Source organism: Streptococcus sp. KHUD_016 (genome assembly GCF_051106465.1).
Lineage (GTDB): Bacteria > Bacillota > Bacilli > Lactobacillales > Streptococcaceae > Streptococcus.
The window spans coordinates 837379-853914 of the sequence record NZ_CP193663.1 but is presented as its reverse complement, the minus strand read 5'-3'; the positions used below and the strand labels follow the sequence as shown (position 1 = coordinate 853914).

General features: G+C 40.7%; 18 protein-coding genes. 2 read left to right on the top strand and 16 right to left on the bottom strand.

Annotated elements, in window-relative coordinates; all coding sequences use genetic code 11:
• Positions 1-11: 11 nt before the first annotated feature.
• From ACORHV_RS03945 to ACORHV_RS03915, 7 genes are all read right to left on the bottom strand, one after another.
• Positions 12-548 carry a F0F1 ATP synthase subunit delta gene (locus tag ACORHV_RS03945; RefSeq protein ID WP_000359021.1) on the bottom strand — a complete coding sequence of 179 codons (537 nt, stop codon included), beginning with the start codon at positions 546-548 and terminating at the stop codon, positions 12-14.
• Complete coding sequence (gene atpF, locus ACORHV_RS03940; RefSeq protein WP_000366311.1) at positions 548-1042, bottom strand: F0F1 ATP synthase subunit B; 495 nt, start codon at positions 1040-1042, stop codon at positions 548-550. The genes ACORHV_RS03945 and atpF overlap by 1 nt, the downstream gene beginning before the upstream one ends.
• 18 nt (positions 1043-1060) lie before the next feature.
• Complete coding sequence (gene atpB, locus ACORHV_RS03935) at positions 1061-1777, bottom strand: F0F1 ATP synthase subunit A (protein WP_000392937.1); 717 nt, start codon at positions 1775-1777, stop codon at positions 1061-1063.
• 32 nt (positions 1778-1809) lie between these two features.
• On the bottom strand, positions 1810-2010 hold the full coding sequence (locus ACORHV_RS03930; RefSeq protein ID WP_001054551.1) for a F0F1 ATP synthase subunit C: 201 nt from the start codon (positions 2008-2010) through the stop codon (positions 1810-1812).
• A 231-nt stretch (positions 2011-2241) separates the two neighbouring features.
• Positions 2242-2553, bottom strand: coding sequence for a CHY zinc finger protein (locus ACORHV_RS03925; RefSeq protein WP_008279616.1), 312 nt, complete (start codon positions 2551-2553; stop codon positions 2242-2244).
• A gap of 14 nt (positions 2554-2567) precedes the next feature.
• Positions 2568-3854 (bottom strand): peptidase U32 family protein, encoded by a 1287-nt coding sequence (locus ACORHV_RS03920; protein WP_000169097.1) that lies wholly within the window; start codon positions 3852-3854, stop codon positions 2568-2570.
• A 136-nt stretch (positions 3855-3990) separates the two neighbouring features.
• Complete coding sequence (locus ACORHV_RS03915) at positions 3991-4689, bottom strand: GntR family transcriptional regulator (RefSeq protein ID WP_000936173.1); 699 nt, start codon at positions 4687-4689, stop codon at positions 3991-3993.
• A gap of 140 nt (positions 4690-4829) precedes the next feature.
• Here ACORHV_RS03915 and guaA point away from each other — a divergent pair, with 140 nt between their 5' ends.
• Positions 4830-6392 (top strand): glutamine-hydrolyzing GMP synthase, encoded by a 1563-nt coding sequence (guaA, locus tag ACORHV_RS03910; protein ID WP_434398882.1) that lies wholly within the window; start codon positions 4830-4832, stop codon positions 6390-6392.
• A gap of 73 nt (positions 6393-6465) precedes the next feature.
• Here guaA and ffh read toward each other — a convergent pair whose 3' ends face one another.
• The 4 genes from ffh to ACORHV_RS03890 form a co-directional block, all read right to left on the bottom strand.
• The gene (gene ffh, locus ACORHV_RS03905; RefSeq protein ID WP_434398880.1) at positions 6466-8037 is read right to left on the bottom strand and encodes a signal recognition particle protein; all 1572 of its coding nucleotides are present in this window, start codon (positions 8035-8037) and stop codon (positions 6466-6468) included.
• A gap of 11 nt (positions 8038-8048) precedes the next feature.
• Positions 8049-8381, bottom strand: a complete 333-nt coding sequence (locus ACORHV_RS03900) for a putative DNA-binding protein (protein ID WP_000402066.1) — start codon at positions 8379-8381, stop codon at positions 8049-8051.
• Positions 8382-8520: 139 nt separating this feature from the next.
• Complete coding sequence (gene tuf, locus ACORHV_RS03895) at positions 8521-9717, bottom strand: elongation factor Tu (protein ID WP_001040720.1); 1197 nt, start codon at positions 9715-9717, stop codon at positions 8521-8523.
• A gap of 235 nt (positions 9718-9952) precedes the next feature.
• Complete coding sequence (locus tag ACORHV_RS03890; protein ID WP_000489830.1) at positions 9953-11062, bottom strand: AI-2E family transporter; 1110 nt, start codon at positions 11060-11062, stop codon at positions 9953-9955.
• A gap of 104 nt (positions 11063-11166) precedes the next feature.
• Between ACORHV_RS03890 and pbp3 the strand changes: the two genes are divergently transcribed.
• Positions 11167-12408: a D-alanyl-D-alanine carboxypeptidase PBP3 gene (gene pbp3, locus ACORHV_RS03885; RefSeq protein WP_434398871.1), complete on the top strand. Its 1242-nt coding sequence runs from the start codon at positions 11167-11169 to the stop codon at positions 12406-12408.
• Positions 12409-12438: 30 nt separating this feature from the next.
• Here the strand turns inward: pbp3 and sdbB are convergent, their stop codons facing one another.
• From sdbB to ACORHV_RS03860, 5 genes are all read right to left on the bottom strand, one after another.
• The gene (sdbB, locus tag ACORHV_RS03880; RefSeq protein WP_000755591.1) at positions 12439-12984 is read right to left on the bottom strand and encodes a thiol-disulfide oxidoreductase-associated lipoprotein SdbB; all 546 of its coding nucleotides are present in this window, start codon (positions 12982-12984) and stop codon (positions 12439-12441) included.
• Between the two features lie 19 nt (positions 12985-13003).
• The gene (gene ccdA2 / locus ACORHV_RS03875; RefSeq protein ID WP_314977349.1) at positions 13004-13711 is read right to left on the bottom strand and encodes a thiol-disulfide oxidoreductase-associated membrane protein CcdA2; all 708 of its coding nucleotides are present in this window, start codon (positions 13709-13711) and stop codon (positions 13004-13006) included.
• A 127-nt stretch (positions 13712-13838) separates the two neighbouring features.
• On the bottom strand, positions 13839-14699 hold the full coding sequence (locus tag ACORHV_RS03870; RefSeq protein WP_000631558.1) for a methionyl aminopeptidase: 861 nt from the start codon (positions 14697-14699) through the stop codon (positions 13839-13841).
• 15 nt (positions 14700-14714) lie between these two features.
• Positions 14715-15992: a CBS-HotDog domain-containing transcription factor SpxR gene (gene spxR, locus ACORHV_RS03865; protein WP_000033809.1), complete on the bottom strand. Its 1278-nt coding sequence runs from the start codon at positions 15990-15992 to the stop codon at positions 14715-14717.
• Complete coding sequence (locus tag ACORHV_RS03860; protein ID WP_434398868.1) at positions 15985-16536, bottom strand: GNAT family N-acetyltransferase; 552 nt, start codon at positions 16534-16536, stop codon at positions 15985-15987. The genes spxR and ACORHV_RS03860 overlap by 8 nt, the downstream gene beginning before the upstream one ends.

Below are 16536 nucleotides of genomic sequence, written 5' to 3'. Positions count from 1 at the left end.
AACACCACTTTCTATTTCAAATTTTCTTTAACAACACGAAGTTGCTGTTTAATACTCACATCAATTGTCTTGTGATTGGCAAAAATGACAAAACCACCAATGAGACTTTCATCGATTTGTTCTTTGATAGTCCGAACTTTCAGAGACATTTTTTTCTCAATCAAAGGAAGCAATCGCGCCTTCTGGTCATCTGTTAATGGATGAGCGGAGGCAATCGTTACTTCAAATCGATTCGTTTCTTTTTCAAGTCGACTCAAACAATCTACAATTACTTCATAAAATAAATTTGCTCTGTGATTGTATAGCAGCACCTGAAAAAAGTTTTGCATTAATGGTGACACTGAGTCTTGGAAGAAACGAACGGTTTTTTCCTTATCCGACTCACCTACTGCCACTTGACCTAAAAAAGAAGGCAAGTCTGTTTCTTCTGCGACTTGCTTGATTTGAGCTAAGTCAGAAAAGATACGGTCTTCTTCTCCCTTTTCAATCACCAATTGGACAAAAGGCATGCTGTATTTTTCAATTACCTTTACTGTCTTTTTGTCCATTAAGCTTCTCCTAGCTGATCGATGTACTGATCAATGAGTTCTTTATGGGCTTGTCCGTCAAGGTTTTGTGAGATGATTTTACCAGCGAGACTAATCGTCAAATCTGCTACCTCACCCTTAACGCTTTGTAAAGCTTCCGCTTTATTTTGAGCAATTTCTTGGTTAGCTTTTTCTTTCAAGCGTCCTGCTTCCAGTTTCGCCTCAGCCAAGATGTCAGCTCTACTTTTCTCAGCTGTTTCCTTTGCATTCTCGATAATTGTCTTAGCTTCCGAACGGCTACCTGCCAACTCAGCTTCACGTTTGCTAGCGAGTTCTTCGGCCTTCTTACGGGCAGCTTCTGCTCCGTCAATATCTGAAGAAATTTTTTCAGCACGTTCATCTAAAATATTGGTAAGATTTCCCCAGGCATATTTTTTCACTAAAAAAATTAATAAAAGGAAGGAACCAGCGATAAGAATAAAGTCACCAATAATGGTACTAATAGTTAAATCCATCTTCTAATCCTCCTCTACTTACTCTTCCCCAGCATTTATCTTCTTACCAATGTACATCGATGACAACATGGTAAAGACATAGGCTTGAATACATGAAATGAAAATCGAAAAGGCTGTCCATAACATGTTTGCGATAAAGGCAAAAGGATACCAATACAAAGCATTTTGTGACAAGGCTAATAGCAATCCAGCTAAGACCTCACCGGCAAAAATATTTCCGTAGATCCGAATCGCCAAGGAAGCAAAATTGGTGAACTCTTCTAAAATGTTCATCGGAGTCATAAAGCCAGGTGTAACAAATGCTCTCAAATATTCTTTAACGCCTCTACGACGAACTCCTTCTACATGGGCGATCAAAGTGATCAAGAATGATAGGGATAAATCGTATCCAAGGTTGGCTGTTGGGGAAGTCCACAAGTTATAACCGTTTGTTGTTTGTACTTTTGCCATTAAGCCGATATTATTGGCAACCAAGATAAACAGAAATAGAGAAAACAGAAATAAGGAATAATCCTTGATGTATGATTCTCCAATGTTTGGTTTGGTAAAACCAATCACAAAGTCGTAAATCATCTCAAGAGCATTTTGTTTGCCCTTTGGACGGATGGTCATTTTACGACTTGCCCAGTAGACAAAGGCAAAAACCATCAAAACAGTTACAAGAGACATGGCAAGCAGGGTCAAATCAAAGGATATTGGTCCAATATTAACGGTTGGATTCAAACTTTCTTCCATGGTTTGACACCTCCATTTCTAAATAGAGTTGTCTATTTAATGACAAATGACATCGCCAAGGTTACAAAGAATGTTCCTTCGATAAAGGCAATCCCCATGATCATCAAACTACGCAATTGTGGGATGATGTCTGGTTGGCGTGCTGCAGACTTGAACAAACCGTTCATCAAAAATCCTTCTGCAAGGGATACACCCATACAGGCAAGACATAGACCGAAAAATGTTAAATTCATGATGAATTCTCCTTTTTATTTAAATTTACTTCCTTAGTTTAGTCCTAAAATTTGTTTTTGTCAACTTTTTACTAACATTGAAAGCGTTTCATATGATTTATTTCTATTTTTGCTGTTTTTACCCCATTCTATAGAAAGTTTTTCCATTTTAGATTGCGAATTTTTCTTGATTTTACTCTATTTTCTGAAACAAACTGAAAAATCCAAGTTAAGAACTTGGATCGATTCATTTTATTTAAAATAGTAGGAATAGTGTTGTTTACAACCTGGATTAAATGGTGCACTGCAGTAAGGACAAGCCATCTGTTTTTGGTATTCTTGGAAAGTCATTGTCCTCTTACAACCCCCACATAAGATTGGTCGATCCTCAAAAAGCGCCAAGGGATAGGGAGAAAAAACATGTGTCTCCATAGTATTGTGACACTGATAGCATGCGTAGTATTTTTTGCATTCATAACATTGGAGTGAAACAATATCCTTTTCACTATGATAATGAACACATCTGCTTTCATCATCTACCAATAAACCTTGAGCTTGTATCATTCCCTTTTCCTTATCTAGGCACGAACTGTAACACTTGTCCCGTCTTCCTTATAGAGGTTGATGAGCCCTTCCTTGAGAGCGCGGACCATATCCCCTACTTGAACAGGTTGTGGAACCTTGATTGTCAAGAGTTCCATTGGATTTGGAGCACGGTCTATTTTATTGCCCTTGGCATCATGAAGATCTTCGATATAAGTTTCAAAATGTCGGAAACCTGGTCCGTAAAACTCAACTTGGTCTCCTTCATTGATAACATTCCGTTGACGAATGGTTGCCGTTTGAGTCGCATCATCATACGAAACCACTTCAGCGACAAACTTGTATTCAGGAATTTTACGACGAGCGCCAAACAACTGTTCGTTTTCAGACGGTGTACCGTAGTAGAAACCTGTTGCCAATTCACGTTGGGCAACCTTCCACATCTCGTCTACCAAGTCCTGTTTGATGGCTTCAAATTTCTCGGGACTTTCGAGATAAGCATCTACAGCCGCCTTGTAACAGTTGGTCACAGTTGAAACATAGTGGATCGACTTCATACGACCTTCAATCTTGAGACTGTCTACACCGTTTTCGATCATATCTGGAATATGGTCAATCATGGACATGTCAACGGCTGACATCGAAAATTCTTCTGGGATTTCACCTTTAAGACTCTTACGTTCTTGGCCAAATGGCATGTCGTAGAGGTCGTATTTCCAACGGCAAGACTGTGAACAACCACCACGGTTGGCATCACGCATACTCATGTGGTTTGAGAGCGTACAGCGACCTGAGTAAGAAATACACATAGCTCCATGGACAAAGGCCTCAATCTCAACATCAGTGCGTTTGCGAATCTCTGCCAATTCTTCCATTGAAACTTCACGGGCCAAAACCACGCGAGTTAGCCCAAGTTCTTTCCAGAACTCAAGAGTTTCATAGTTGGTCGCACTGGCTTGGGTAGAGAGGTGTATTTCAAGACCTGGTGCTTCTGTTGCTGCAATCATAATCAAGGCTGGATCTGACACGATAACTGCGGCAATCCCAATGTCACGCAACTTACGGAACCATTCTCCAGCACCAGCTTCATTTCCTTCGTGCATAACCATGTTAGCAGCCACATAGACCTTGGCACCGTACTTAGCAGCAAACTGCACGCCTTCTTCCATCTGTTCAAAGGTGAAGTTTCCTGCACGGCTACGAAGACCATAGGCCTGTCCGCCGATGAAGACTGCGTCCGCACCATATTGAACAGCTACTTTCAGCTTCTCTAAAGTCCCTGCAGGTGATAAAACCTCAGGACGTTTTAATGTTTTTGTCATTTTTTCTCCTATTTGCAATATAAAAGTTTGACGTTTTTCCTTCTCATTTTATAGTAAATAATGGATAAAATCAAGCCTAGACAGATTGTTTTGACAATTCTAATCTTTTCTAAAACAAAAAACTAGCCTTTCTAGACTAGTTATTTTCAAGATAAAATTCAAAGCGTTCGCCCACGTATTGACTCTTTACATACTCGAAAGCCGTCCCATCTTCAAGATAAGAGACCTGAGTCAAGGCTAAAATGGCATGCCCCTTTTCGACTTCTAGATAGTGAGCAATCTTTTCCTTAGCCAATCTTGCATAAATGGTCTGTTGGGATTTGCCAATCCGATAGCCATGTTGTTGCAAGGTTTGGAAGAAGTGACTGGTGATTTCTTCTTTTTTGAAATCCTTAATAAATTTCTCAGGAATGGATGCGACTTCATAGACTAGCGGAACTTGGTCAGCGTAACGCACCCGTTCCATGCGGATAATATTCTCTGTTGGAGTAATCCCTAGCTTAGCGACCTCTTGTTCATTTGGAATGGTTCTTCTGTAAGAAATGAGATGGCTGGAAGGTACTTTCCCCTGAGATTTAACAATCTCTGTAAAACTAGTCGTCCCCCGCATTTTTTCTTGGACACGAGTGCTAGAGACAAAAGTCCCACTTCCTACACGACGCTCCAAAACTCCTTCCTCAACCAAGAGAGAGATAGCCTGGCGTAATGTCATCCGGCTAACTTGAAACTGTTCCGCTAAATCTCGCTCACTTGGAAGTCTCTCTCCGATTTTCCAATGATGCTCATCTATATCCTTCTTGATCTGATCGTGGATTTTCATATAAGCTGGTAACATGATTCTCACTTCTTTTCTTTATTTTCTCCATTGTACCGTATTTGCTAAGAAAAAGTCAAACTTTGCCTTGTTTAGTTGGTAATTCGCCCCTATTTGTGATAGAATATTGAAAAAGATATTTCTTTTGAGAAAGGAAAAAGATGAGCAACATTTCAACTGATTTGCAAGATGTCGAAAAAATCATCGTGCTGGACTATGGTAGCCAATACAACCAGCTGATTTCACGCCGTATTCGTGAAATCGGTGTTTTTTCAGAGCTAAAAAGCCATAAAATCTCAGCCGCAGAGGTTCGTGCGATTAACCCTGTAGGGATCATCCTCTCTGGTGGACCAAACTCTGTTTATGAAGAGGATTCATTTGATATTGATCCAGAAATTTTTGAACTGGGCATTCCAATTTTGGGAATCTGCTATGGTATGCAACTTCTTACTCACAAACTTGGAGGAAAGGTTGTCCCTGCAGGTGATGCTGGTAATCGCGAGTATGGCCAATCACCACTTACTCACACTCCTTCTGCCCTCTTTGAAGGTACACCAGAAGAACAAATTGTTTTGATGAGCCACGGTGATGCGGTTACAGAGATTCCAGCTGATTTTGTTCGTACTGGAACATCTGCTGACTGTCCTTATGCAGCTATTGAAAACCCTGACAAGCACATCTATGGTATCCAATTCCACCCAGAAGTTCGCCATTCTGTATACGGGAATGATATCCTTCGCAACTTTGCCCTTAACATCTGTAAAGCTAAGGGTGACTGGTCAATGGACAACTTCATCGATATGCAGATCAAGAAAATCCGTGAAACTGTAGGTGACAAGCGTGTTCTTCTAGGTCTATCAGGTGGTGTTGACTCTTCTGTTGTTGGAGTTCTTCTTCAAAAAGCGATTGGTGATCAATTAATCTGTATCTTTGTAGACCACGGTCTTCTCCGTAAAGGGGAAGCAGACCAAGTTATGGACATGCTTGGTGGTAAGTTTGGGTTGAATATCGTCAAAGCAGACGCTGCAAAACGCTTCCTTGACAAACTTGCAGGTGTTTCTGACCCTGAACAAAAACGTAAAATCATCGGTAATGAGTTTGTTTATGTATTTGATGACGAAGCAAGCAAGCTCAAAGATGTGAAATTCCTTGCTCAAGGAACACTATACACTGATGTGATTGAGTCTGGAACTGATACTGCTCAAACCATCAAATCACACCACAACGTGGGTGGTCTTCCAGAAGACATGCAGTTTGAACTGATTGAACCATTGAACACTCTTTATAAAGACGAAGTCCGTGCCCTCGGTACAGAGCTTGGTATGCCAGACCACATCGTATGGCGCCAACCATTCCCAGGACCAGGACTTGCTATCCGTGTCATGGGTGAAATCACTGAAGAAAAACTAGAAACTGTTCGTGAGTCTGATGCTATCCTTCGCGAAGAAATCGCTAAAGCTGGTCTTGACCGCGATATCTGGCAATACTTTACTGTCAACACAGGCGTTCGTTCAGTCGGTGTTATGGGTGACGGTCGTACTTATGACTACACCATCGCCATTCGTGCCATTACTTCTATCGATGGTATGACAGCTGACTTTGCCAAGATTCCTTGGGAAGTCCTTCAAAAAATCTCTGTACGTATCGTAAATGAAGTGGATCACGTTAACCGTATCGTCTACGACATTACAAGTAAACCACCTGCAACTGTTGAGTGGGAATAAACCAATCAAACACAAAAGAACTCTGAATCGGATTCAGAGTTCTTTTTAAGGTAAGCACTTCTGCTTTCCTTTTTTATTTGCGTTTTTTCTTCGCTTTTTTCATTTTGTTGGCCATGCGTTTCATAGACTGTTTCATGGCAAATTCACCGATTTTACCTTTAAGTCCACCACCGAACATCTGGCTCATATCTGGTATGCCTGCTCCTCCGAGACCTGACATATCCGGCATGCCACCTTGTCCCATCATGCCTTCAAGGGCAGACATATCCATCCCTCCCATATTTGGCATATTTTTTGGAAGGTTATTGGGATTGATGCCCATCTGCTTCATCATCTTGTTCATATCCCCAGACATGACACCTTGCATGAGCTGTTTAGCCTGATTAAAGTCCTTGATAAATTTATTGACTTCGACAAAGGTATTTCCAGAACCAGCAGCAATACGGCGGCGACGACTTGGATTTAACAAATCAGGATTTTCACGCTCCTCAGGTGTCATGGAAGACACAATGGCACGTTTGCGCGCAATCTGGCGCTCATCCACCTTCATATTTTGAAGGGCTGGATTGTTAGCCATACCTGGAATCATCTTGAGTAAGTCTTCCATTGGCCCCATATTTTGCACCTGATCCAATTGATCAATGAAATCATTGAAATCAAATGTGTTTTCACGCATCTTCTCAGCCATTTCAAGGGCTTTTTGCTCATCGTATTCTTGAGAAGCTTTCTCAATCAGGGTCAGCATATCTCCCATACCAAGGATACGGCTTGACATACGATCTGGGTGGAAGGTTTCGATATCTGTAATCTTTTCACCCGTACCAGTGAACTTGATAGGTTTACCAGTGATGTGGCGAACAGACAAGGCTGCACCACCACGAGTATCCCCATCAATCTTGGTAAGGATAACCCCAGTCACTTCCAACTGAGCATTAAACTCACGGGCGACATTGGCCGCTTCCTGACCGATCATGGCATCAATGACAAGGAGGATTTCGTTTGGTTGAGCCAGTGCTTTAACATCACGAAGCTCATTCATGAGAAGTTCATCGATTTGTAAACGCCCTGCCGTATCGATCAAGACATAGTCGTTGTGATTGGCTTGCGCTTGCTCCAAACCTTGACGGACAATCTCAACAGCTGGTACTTCTGTTCCAAGAGCAAAGACTGGAACATCAATCTGCTGTCCAAGTGTTTTCAACTGGTCGATGGCGGCTGGGCGGTAAATATCCGCAGCAATCATCAAAGGACGAGCATTTTCTTCCTTCTTGAGTTTATTAGCCAGCTTACCAGCAAAGGTCGTTTTACCAGCCCCCTGCAAACCGACCATCATGATAATGGTTGGAATTTTTGGTGACTTGATAATTTCTGCCGTATCGGAACCTAAAACAGCTGTCAATTCCTCATCGACGATTTTGATAATCTGTTGGGCAGGATTGAGGGTATCAATGACCTCGTGTCCGACTGCACGTTCACGAACCTTCTTGATAAAGTCCTTTACAACAGGCAAGGCAACGTCGGCTTCCAGCAAGGCCAAGCGAATCTCTTTGGTTGCTTCCTGGACATCAGCCTCAGATATTTTTCCTTTTTTACGTAGATTTTTAAAGACGTTCTGTAAACGTTCTGTTAAACTTTCAAATGCCATTTTTCTTCCTCTTACTCTCTATTATCAATGCTTGTTAAAATTTCTATCTGCTCCTGCAGAAAGTCATCCTTGGGATAACGCTCCAAGATCTGGTCAAAAATCTGACTGCGGACAATGTAGTCCGAATACATGTGCAGTTTCATCTCATAATCTTCTAGAATCTTTTCTGTCCGCTTGATATTGTCATAAACAGCCTGACGACTGACACCGAACTCTTCAGCAATCTCAGCAAGACTGTAATCATCAGCATAATAGAGTTCAATATAGTTCATCTGCTTGTCTGTCAAAAGCGCCGCATAAAATTCAAAAAGGGCGTTCATACGATTGGTTTTTTCGATTTCCATAACTTTTATTATACCAAAAAAACGATTATACTGCTAGAGTAGAAGCACTTCAAATAGAATAAGAAAAAAAAGAACCTTGCAAGGCAAGATTCTTTTAGTGTCTGACTTAAATAATTGTTCTTCTGGGAACTTAATCGAATTAAGCTTCGATTTCTGTAACCATACCTGAACCAACAGTACGTCCACCCTCACGGATAGAGAATGTAGTACCTTGTTCTACGGCGATTGGGTGGATCAACTCAACGTCGATAGTCACGTTATCACCAGGCATTACCATTTCAGTACCTGCTGGAAGTTCGATTGAACCTGTAACGTCAGTAGTACGGAAGTAGAATTGTGGACGGTAGTTGTTGAAGAATGGAGTGTGACGTCCACCTTCTTCTTTAGTAAGGATGTAGACTTCACCTTTAAATTTAGTGTGTGGGTTGATTGAACCTGGTTTAGCGATAACTTGTCCACGTTCGATTTCGTCACGTTGAACACCACGAAGAAGGACACCTACGTTATCTCCGGCAAGACCTTCGTCAAGTTGTTTACGGAACATTTCAACACCAGTAACAACTGCTTTTTGAGTTTCTTCTTTGATACCAACGATTTCGATTTCGTCGTTGACACGAACAGTACCACGGTCGATACGTCCTGAAGCAACTGTACCACGTCCAGTGATTGAGAATACGTCTTCGACTGGAAGAAGCAATGGTTTTTCAGTGTCACGTTCTGGTTCTGGGATGTACTCATCAACAGTGTTCATCAATTCCATGATGATGTCTTCGTATTTAGAGTCACCTTCAAGCGCTTTAAGAGCTGAACCTTGGATAACTGGAAGATCGTCACCTGGGAAGTCGTATTCTGACAAGAGGTCACGGATTTCCATTTCAACCAATTCAAGCAATTCTTCGTCGTCTACCAAGTCAATTTTGTTCATGAAGACGATAAGGTGTTTAACACCAACCTGACGTGAAAGAAGGATGTGCTCACGAGTTTGTGGCATTGGTCCGTCAGTTGAAGCTACTACAAGGATAGCTCCATCCATTTGAGCGGCACCAGTGATCATGTTTTTAACGTAGTCCGCGTGTCCTGGAGCGTCGATGTGAGCGTAGTGACGTTTTTCAGTTTCGTACTCAACGTGCGCAGTGTTGATAGTGATACCGCGTTCGCGTTCTTCTGGAGCAGCATCGATAGACGCATAGTCTTTAGGTTGGTTAACTGCTGAAGGCAAGCGACGTGCCAATACAGTTGTGATAGCTGCAGTCAAAGTAGTTTTACCGTGGTCAACGTGTCCGATAGTACCAATGTTAACGTGTGGTTTACTACGATCGTATTTTTCTTTTGCCATTTGAGTAAAAGCCTCCAATAAAATATATTTTATAGATAGACAGTAGGCAATACAGTCTAACTTTCCTTACTATTTTATCAAATTTCTGCTAAATTGCAAGTGTTTTACACATATTTTGTGAATTAATCTAAATCTTATCAAATCCTGTTCTTCTGCTTCTTTATGGCAATATGAATTCAAACTTATTTTGTTTGGAAGATAGTATTTTCAACAAAAAAATCAGGTCTCCCTGATTTTAATTTGATTCTGTTTTTTCCAGTTCCTTAGCTTCTTTATGGTTTTCATATAATTTCGCTAGGAACTTAGTAATTTCTTTAAAAATAGAGTAAGTAGGTACTGCTACGACCATCCCTATGACACCGTAGATATTACTTGACAGTAAAAGGAGCACCAAAATCGTAATCGGGTGTACTTTCATAACCCCTCCAACGATACGTGGATAGAGAACATTTCCGTCAATCTGCTGAATAATAAGCATATAAGCAACCGCAATCAACATACGATGAGGATCCGTGAACACATTGGCAATCACCATTGGAATCAAGCCAATACTTGGACCAACATAAGGAATCAAATTTGCGATTCCAGAGAAAATAGCAAAAACTAAGGCGTACTTTAATCCGATAACGCTATAGCCAATATAGGCTAAACATCCAATAATAACCGCATCAATCGCAATTCCACTGATATAGCGCGCTATAGTTGTATTGAGATTGGTTAAAAGGCTAGAAAGATTCAATTTGTCATGTTTTAAGACGGTACGTTCCAACATTGGTAGCAACTTATGACCATCCAACAAGAAATAAATCAAGAATACAGGGGTCATAATGAGAATCAGAACTGTACTAAACAAGGCTGAAAGAACGCTTCCTAAACTGTTGCTGACGCTATTCAGGATATTCTGGAGGATATCCACATAGGAGAGATTCAGTTGTTGAATTGTTTGTTGAATATCAATATTTTGGAAGACTGGATTCATGGACAAATCGATGATCAAATCTTGTAGTCTACTATAGATGTTTTGACTAGAAATAATCAAGCTGGTCAACTGATTAATCAAAATCGGCAAGAGATAAACGACCCCTACAACGATAGCACCAATCAAGGCACAAAGAGTGACCAAGACACCAATTAGACGATTGATCTTACATCTCTTTTCTAAGAAAGTAACGACTGGATTTGTAATGTAGTAAAAAAATCCACCAAGCAAAAATGGAATCATGATGGTATTCACAACTGTCACGAAGGGAGTAATGATGGCTCCCATTTCTCTCCAAAGATAGAAAATCAGTGTTAATAATAAAATTTCAGCTGTCCAAAAAAATAATTTGTTTCTACGGAACATAGGTATCCTCCTTCTCTCTATTTTACCACATTTCTGAAAAAGATAAGATGGCTTTAGTAAAAAAGCGAGAATATTTTTTTTCTTTATGATAAAATAAAGCTAATATGAAAAAAATAATTTTATCTTTTATGACACTGTTGGTTTTTGGAACAGCTTCTACTGTTTCTGCTCAGGAGTTTGATGTTGCTGCTAAACATGCTATTGCTGTCGAGGCTACAACTGGAAAAATCCTCTATGAAAAAGATGCAAATCAGCCTGTAGAAATTGCTTCTATTACAAAACTGGTTACAGTTTATTTGGTCTATGAAGCTCTGGAACAAGGAACTATCAGCCTATCTACACCTGTTGATATTTCAGATTATCCTTACAAACTTACAACTAATTCTGAGGCGAGTAACGTCCCTATGGAAGCTCGAAATTATACTGTTGAACAGCTATTAGAGGCTACAATGGTATCCAGCGCGAACAGCGCTGCGATTGCACTAGCAGAAAAGATTGCTGGTTCTGAGAAAGACTTTGTAGACAAGATGAGGGCTAAACTTCTTGAATGGGGAATTCAAGATGCAACTATTGTAAACACTACTGGTTTAAATAATGAGACCCTGGGCGATAATATCTATCCTGGTTCTAAAAAAGACGATGAAAACAAGTTGAGTGCCTACGACGTTGCAATCGTCGCTCGTAACCTCATCCGAGATTATCCTCAAGTTTTGGAAATCACCAAAAAGCCAACTTCTACCTTTGCAGGACTTGAAATCCACTCAACCAACTATATGTTGGAAGGAATGCCTGCCTATCGTGGTGGTATCGATGGACTAAAGACAGGTACTACCGATAAAGCTGGCGCTTCATTCGTGGGAACAACTGTTGAGAAAGGGATGCGTATTATTACGGTTGTTTTAAATGCAGATCAACAAGATACTAACCCTTATGCGCGTTTTACAGCAACTTCTGCACTTTTAGATTATATTTCTGCAAACTTCGCCTTAAAAACTGTCGTTCAGAAAGGTGAAGCATACAATGATAGTAAAGTAACAGTTCTGGATGGTAAAGAAGATAATGTGACAGCTGTCGCTAAGTCAGACATTTCCATCGTCCAACGCATCGGAAGCGGTACTACACCAACTCTCCAATTCACACCGAAATCAACATCAGAAATGGCTCCATTGGAAGAAGGCAAGGTTGTTGGTACTCTAACCTATGATGATCAGGATTTGGTCGGTCAGGGCTATCTCACTTCCGACAAACCATCTTTTGAAATGGTTTCTGAAAAGAAAGTAGAAAAAGCCTTCTTTTTGAAGGTTTGGTGGAATCAATTTATCCGCTTTATCAATGACAAACTATAAAAAAAATCGCAAACAATCGCGATTTTTTCTTTATTTCATTTCTTTAAAAGCCGCTTCTGCATCAGCATTGCTAATAGCACCAAATTGGATTTTTCCGATTTTTCCTTGACTGTCAATCAAGTATTCCGTTGGAATACTACGAATTTGGTAGGCTTGGAAGGTGGTTGCTTGCGTATCATATAGAACTGGTATATCCTTGTAGCCTTGCTCTTGGTACCATTTTGGAAAATCTTGAACTGTTTTTTCACCTTGTAAACCAGGTGCAATGACACTCAAGATTTCAAAGTCTCGATCTTGTTTGGCAGCTAGTTCCATCAGCTCAGGCATGCTTTTTTTACATGGTCCGCACCAAGAAGCCCAGAATTTCAAATAGACCTTTTTCCCTTTATAGTCTGATAACTTGACTTCTTTACCATCCATAGACTGCAAGGTGAAGTCTGGCGCATCCTTACCAACTGCGATTTGTTGTACAGCAGGCTGTTTGGGACTGCTTGTCTGTTTGGTTTCTTTTTCACCACAGGCAATCAATAAGAATAGAGACATGAGGCTCAATCCAGCAAAAATAACTTTTTTCATTTTTTCTCCTTTTATCCAATTATCCAAGAATTCCTGACAAGGCATTTAACTGCCCTAGCATTAATAATAATCCCATCAAAATAATCAAAGCTCCCCCGATTTTCTTTAGTAGGATCATATGGGGTTTTAATTTACTAAAATAGGGCATAATCCAGCCCGAAGCCAAGGCCAAAACAATGAAAGGAAGGGCCATTCCCAATGTGTAAACTAAGGTTAGTAAGGCTCCTTGCCAAGCACCACTGCCACCTGAAGCTGCTAGGGCCAATACTGAACTTAAGACTGGTCCGATACAAGGGGTCCAACCAAAACTAAAGGTTATCCCAAGTAAAAAGGCTGACAGATAGTGATTAGACTTGGATTGTTTGAAGGTGACTGTCTTTTGAATCTCCAGTTTATTGAAATGCAAGATTTCCATCTGGTGAAGACCCAAAAGGATAATGACTGCTCCCATAGTATAACGAAACCAGTCTGCATAGAGCATGTGCCCTAGGAATCCAGCTCCAAATCCTAAAATAAAGAAAATGAGGGAGATTCCTGCAATAAAGCACAAGGTTCGAATTAAACCAGACCATGCAACGTCTCTTCCAAAAAAGCGAAAGCTTTTCGAATTCCCCTGATCATCCAGTAAAATACCAGCATAGACAGGTAGCAAAGGAAAGATGCAGGGTGAAAAGAAGGACAGGATACCTGCTAAAAAAACTGATACTAGAAATATAATCGACTCCAACGAATTACCTACTTTCTCAAAATTCTAATCCTATTTTACTACAAAAGGATAAATTTGTAAGAAGTCTGCTACGCTTATTTATTTTGATAAAATTTGACACAAAAAAAGGAGCTAAGCTCCCTTTTTTTTAATACGTTCCTTCTTCGCCTTGGCTAGTCAAGATAACTGGACCGTCTTTGGTAATCACGAACTGGTGTTCATATTGGCAAGACAGGCCGCCATCTATAGTCTTATGAGCCCAGCCAGTCTTCATATCTGTATCAATTTCCCAGTCACCAGTATTAATCATGGGTTCAATGGTTAGTACCATTCCTTCACGGAGACGGAGTCCACGACCTGCAATACCGTAGTTAGGAACCATTGGCTCTTCGTGCATTGTTGGACCAACACCATGACCAACCAAATCACGTACAACCCCATAACCGCGACTTTCAGCGTATTCTTGAATGGCTGCACCGATATCACCGATACGATTGCCAACAACTGCTTGCTCAATTCCTTTATACATAGCTTCCTTGGTCACATCCATCAAGTTTTTCACTTCTTCAGACGGTGTACCAACCGCATAAGCCCAACATGAGTCAGCTAAACCGCCAGTATAACTTTGGGTGTATTTCTTCATTTGCTCAACATTGTTGAAGTTGAGTTTAGATACATTGAGGTCGGATTTGGCAATCGGACCACCCAGTACCATGTCAACCTTGAGCAAATCGCCATCTTTCAAGATGTAATGACGTGGAAAAGCGTGAGCTACTTCGTCATTGAGAGAGCAACAAGTGGCATAGGGGTAATCCATGACTGCACCATCCACGCCTATCTGTAAAGGAAGGAAATTCTCCTCTTTACAACGTCGACGAACGTACTCTTCAACTTCCCACATATCCACGCCCGGCTTAATCAAATCACGTAAGCCGATATGGATACTTGCTAGGAAATCACCAGCCTTATCCATGGCTTCGATTTCACGTGCTGATTTTAAAGTTATCATTTTTTCTCCTAGATTCTAATTAATTTTAACCGTAACATTTGCTTTTGAAACAATCTGATGCCCATGATAAATATCATAATCAATAATGGCTGAGCGTCTCGTGTGGTGAATAATACGAGCCTGAATCCGCAGAGTATCATCTATCTGCACAGCCTGCAAGAAATAAATCAGCATCTGCTCTATGATAAGATTGCGCCCGCTATTGACAACAAGGTCTTGGGTCATGTGATTAAGGATTTCAGCCAAGACACCATTAGCAAGGACACCATTTTTCTCCAACATGAAAGGCTCAACAGTAATGACAACTTCATCATGATGATAAGAGAGTTTTTGCCCGATTTGTTCTGAGAAAGTCGGCAAAGCAGAAACTTGGGAACGGCTCATCTTTTCCATGACATCTCGTCGTGTTACGACACCAAGTAGAGTCTGGTTACTTCTGACAACGGGAACCATCTCAAAGTCTTCTGCGATCATCCGTTGACTGACATTTGCAATATTGGTCGCTAAGCCAGTTACGAAGATACTACGTGTCATCACCTTATCAATCGTCGTGCTGGGGGATTTATCTCCTGCGTCACGCATAGTAACAACCCCAACAACCACTTGGTGCTGATTAATGACTGGGAAACGACTACTTCTGTTCTTACGGACCAAATCTAGATAGTCTTTGACTGTATCCGTTTCTCTCAAAAAACCATACTCATGACTGGGACGATAGAGCTTTTCGACTGTCAGAATATCGGTTTTGATTTGAACATTTGAGAGGGCTTTGTTAATCATGGTCGCTACTGTAAAAGTGTCATGTTTACTCCTTAGAACTGGAATCCCTTTTTTATTAGCCAACTCAAGAACATCATCTTGGACATGAAAACCACCTGTTACAAGGACTGCATTTTCATTTTCCAAGGCTAAAAGTTGAATGCGAGTGCGGTCTCCTACGATCAAAAGACCGCCATCATGGAGATAGGACAGGATATTTTGCTCTGTCATAGCCCCAATGGAGAATTTACTAAACTCTCTCTCCAGCCCTTCCTGACCAGCTAAAACTTCAGATGAGGTGACTTCAGCAATTTCAGCATAGGTTAGCCTCTCAATAGCCACTTTCTGGGACTTTACCCGTATGGTTCCACTACGTGGCCGAGTTTCAACGATGCCACGATTTTCAGCTTCTTTGATAGCTCGGTAGGCTGTTCCGTCACTAACACCTAGGTGATTGGAAATACTGCGAACACTAACTCTCTTCCCAATTGGCAACTCTTCCAGATAGGACAAAATTTCCTGGTGTTTACTCATTGAATTCTCCTTTTATGTATCGAAATTCAAGATAGTCCCTCATTTTTCGTGTATAGCGATCGCTCCCCTTAAACTGTCGGACGAGGCTAAAGCCCGATTTTAAGGCTACTTTTTGACTAGCTTGATTCTCCAAATGAGTGATGATGGATAATTGTTTTAAACCAAATTCTTCAAATGAAAGCTGACATAGCTTGGTAACCACTTCAGTCATAAAACCTTGTGACCAAGAATCTTTTTTTAGGAAGTAACCAATTTCTGCTTCTTTTTTGATTTCATCGATTTTTTCAAATTTAATGGAGCCAATCATTTCCTGATTTCCTTGGAGACAAATTGCCCAAACTCCTAGAGGATTCTTCATAAAATAGTTAGCAAGTGCGTACTGACTTTCTTCCAAACTTGCTTGACTGGGAAAAATAAACTGCAAATTCTCAGGGTTTGAAGCAATGTCGAAAAACGCTTGACTGTCACTAAAAAAGAAAGGACGCAAATACAAGCGCTCCGTTTCAAAAAAAGAAAACATTGCTAATTTGGTCCAAATATTCAT

Coding starts and splice junctions, on each gene's coding strand:
- ACORHV_RS03945 (WP_000359021.1), bottom strand. CDS start 548: ATGGACAAAAAGACAGTAAAGGTAATTGAAAAATACAGCATGCCTTTT.
- atpF (WP_000366311.1), bottom strand. CDS start 1,042: ATGGATTTAACTATTAGTACCATTATTGGTGACTTTATTCTTATCGCT.
- atpB (WP_000392937.1), bottom strand. CDS start 1,777: ATGGAAGAAAGTTTGAATCCAACCGTTAATATTGGACCAATATCCTTT.
- ACORHV_RS03930 (WP_001054551.1), bottom strand. CDS start 2,010: ATGAATTTAACATTTTTCGGTCTATGTCTTGCCTGTATGGGTGTATCC.
- ACORHV_RS03925 (WP_008279616.1), bottom strand. CDS start 2,553: ATGATACAAGCTCAAGGTTTATTGGTAGATGATGAAAGCAGATGTGTT.
- ACORHV_RS03920 (WP_000169097.1), bottom strand. CDS start 3,854: ATGACAAAAACATTAAAACGTCCTGAGGTTTTATCACCTGCAGGGACT.
- ACORHV_RS03915 (WP_000936173.1), bottom strand. CDS start 4,689: ATGTTACCAGCTTATATGAAAATCCACGATCAGATCAAGAAGGATATA.
- guaA (WP_434398882.1), top strand. CDS start 4,830: ATGAGCAACATTTCAACTGATTTGCAAGATGTCGAAAAAATCATCGTG.
- ffh (WP_434398880.1), bottom strand. CDS start 8,037: ATGGCATTTGAAAGTTTAACAGAACGTTTACAGAACGTCTTTAAAAAT.
- ACORHV_RS03900 (WP_000402066.1), bottom strand. CDS start 8,381: ATGGAAATCGAAAAAACCAATCGTATGAACGCCCTTTTTGAATTTTAT.
- tuf (WP_001040720.1), bottom strand. CDS start 9,717: ATGGCAAAAGAAAAATACGATCGTAGTAAACCACACGTTAACATTGGT.
- ACORHV_RS03890 (WP_000489830.1), bottom strand. CDS start 11,062: ATGTTCCGTAGAAACAAATTATTTTTTTGGACAGCTGAAATTTTATTA.
- pbp3 (WP_434398871.1), top strand. CDS start 11,167: ATGAAAAAAATAATTTTATCTTTTATGACACTGTTGGTTTTTGGAACA.
- sdbB (WP_000755591.1), bottom strand. CDS start 12,984: ATGAAAAAAGTTATTTTTGCTGGATTGAGCCTCATGTCTCTATTCTTA.
- ACORHV_RS03870 (WP_000631558.1), bottom strand. CDS start 14,699: ATGATAACTTTAAAATCAGCACGTGAAATCGAAGCCATGGATAAGGCT.
- spxR (WP_000033809.1), bottom strand. CDS start 15,992: ATGAGTAAACACCAGGAAATTTTGTCCTATCTGGAAGAGTTGCCAATT.
- ACORHV_RS03860 (WP_434398868.1), bottom strand. CDS start 16,536: ATGAATATTTGGACCAAATTAGCAATGTTTTCTTTTTTTGAAACGGAG.